Below are 1593 nucleotides of genomic sequence, written 5' to 3'. Positions count from 1 at the left end.
AGCCTGAGGAAGAGGAGATGGTCGAGGTGCCCGTTACCGTATACGAAGACGAGCAACAGGAAGAAACCATTATGGTCGAAGAGGATGTCGAAGTCGAAGAAGAGGTTGAAGTGCCGGTAGAGCGAAATCCTGCCGATGAAAATGTACCTTTGGTCAATAGAAAATATAACGCCAAAATCCTTATTGCGGAGGATAATGAGATCAATCAAAAGCTTATGAAGCATACACTAAATAGCTTTAATATGAATTTGACGATAGTCGAAAACGGACTTTTGGCGCTGGAAGCCAGAAAAGCTAATAACGACTATGATCTCATATTTATGGATATTTCGATGCCTGTTATGGACGGTATCGAATCTACAAAGCAGATCAAGCAATACGAACACGAGAATAATCTCCGCCACATCCCGATCGTGGCTGTTACCGCCAATGCGCTAAAAGGTGATAGAGAGAAATTTATGGCAGCAGGACTTGACGAATACTGCACCAAGCCGATCAAAAAGGATATCTTAGCCCAAATGCTAGATAATTTTATCGGTGATAAACGATCTGATGCAGCGCCTGCCGGTGGAACTACAAAGAAGCTGGTTAAAAAGCTTGTCAAACGCCAGGTACCTAAGACGGTCATTAAAACTGTCAAAGTGCCAAAGACGATAATGAAGCTAGTTCCTAAAAAAAGTATAGTTTCCGATGACGTAGTGAAAGCTAAGGGTGCGCGCGTGCCGACAAAAGATATACTTATATGCAAGGCAAACATTATGGAAAGTAAAATTTTTGCCAGCATATTAAAACACCAGTATAAAGACGTAGAAATTGCGGGCAATTTCGACCAGCTTATTTCTATGGCGGCTACGGGTAGTTATAAGCTTGTTTTGATTGATAAAAAGCTAGCGGGGCTAGACTTAGCGGCGTTAGAGAGCTTGCGCCGAAAAGCGCCTGTGACTAAGCTAGTTCTGTTTTCTAACGACAACGATGAAAATCCACTATTTAGCGAAGTCGCTAGTTACAATATCACCAAGTCGGGTCTTGAGAAACTCGCACAAAAATATATATAAGGATGAGGTCTTAAATGAGAGATTTGAAAGTTTTAACGGTTGATGACGACGCTATAAATTTAAAGCTACTTGAAGTTATGCTAAAAAAATATGGCAAATTCCAAACTATACTCCAAGCCAAAAACGGCTTGGACGCCCTTGCTGTACTCGAAGTTCAGCCCGTTGATTTGATTTTATTAGATATCGTAATGCCTGTGATGAATGGGCTGGAATTTTTAGATAATCTTCACGCTAGAGAAAGTATAGCTCATATCCCCGTCATCGTCCTTACGACGGACGAGACCGCTAAACGAGAGGCTTTAAATAAGGGTGCTTATGACTTTATGACAAAGCCCATCAATGACAAAGATCTTCACAAAAAACTAGACGACGTTATGAATATTATCGGCGATTAAATTGCCGATTTTGTCCTCGTAGCTCAGTAGGATAGAGCGCAAAATTCCTAATTTTGAGGCCACAGGTTCGAATCCTGTCGGGGACACCATCTATAAAATTTTCCCCCTAATTTTAGTTTTTTGATTTTTTTAAAAGCCCTGTT

2 protein-coding genes and 1 tRNA gene are annotated in these 1593 nt (G+C 40.9%); all 3 read left to right on the top strand.

Annotated elements, in window-relative coordinates; translation table 11 throughout:
* Window positions 1–26: 26 nt before the first annotated feature.
* The 3 genes from Q0236_RS00350 to Q0236_RS00340 all read left to right on the top strand — a co-directional run bounded on the left by Q0236_RS00350 (window position 27) and on the right by Q0236_RS00340 (window position 1539).
* The gene (locus Q0236_RS00350; protein ID WP_297913669.1) at window positions 27–1055 is read left to right on the top strand and encodes a response regulator; all 1029 of its coding nucleotides are present in this window, start codon (window positions 27–29) and stop codon (window positions 1053–1055) included.
* A 14-nt stretch (window positions 1056–1069) separates the two neighbouring features.
* Window positions 1070–1450 (top strand): response regulator, encoded by a 381-nt coding sequence (locus tag Q0236_RS00345; protein ID WP_005869488.1) that lies wholly within the window; start codon window positions 1070–1072, stop codon window positions 1448–1450.
* Between the two features lie 12 nt (window positions 1451–1462).
* A tRNA-Arg gene (locus tag Q0236_RS00340) sits at window positions 1463–1539 on the top strand.
* Window positions 1540–1593: the final 54 nt, after the last annotated feature.

Origin of the sequence: uncultured Campylobacter sp. (assembly GCF_938031315.1) — a bacterium.
Classification (GTDB): domain Bacteria; phylum Campylobacterota; class Campylobacteria; order Campylobacterales; family Campylobacteraceae; genus Campylobacter_B.
This window is presented reverse-complemented; position numbering and strand designations above follow the sequence as displayed.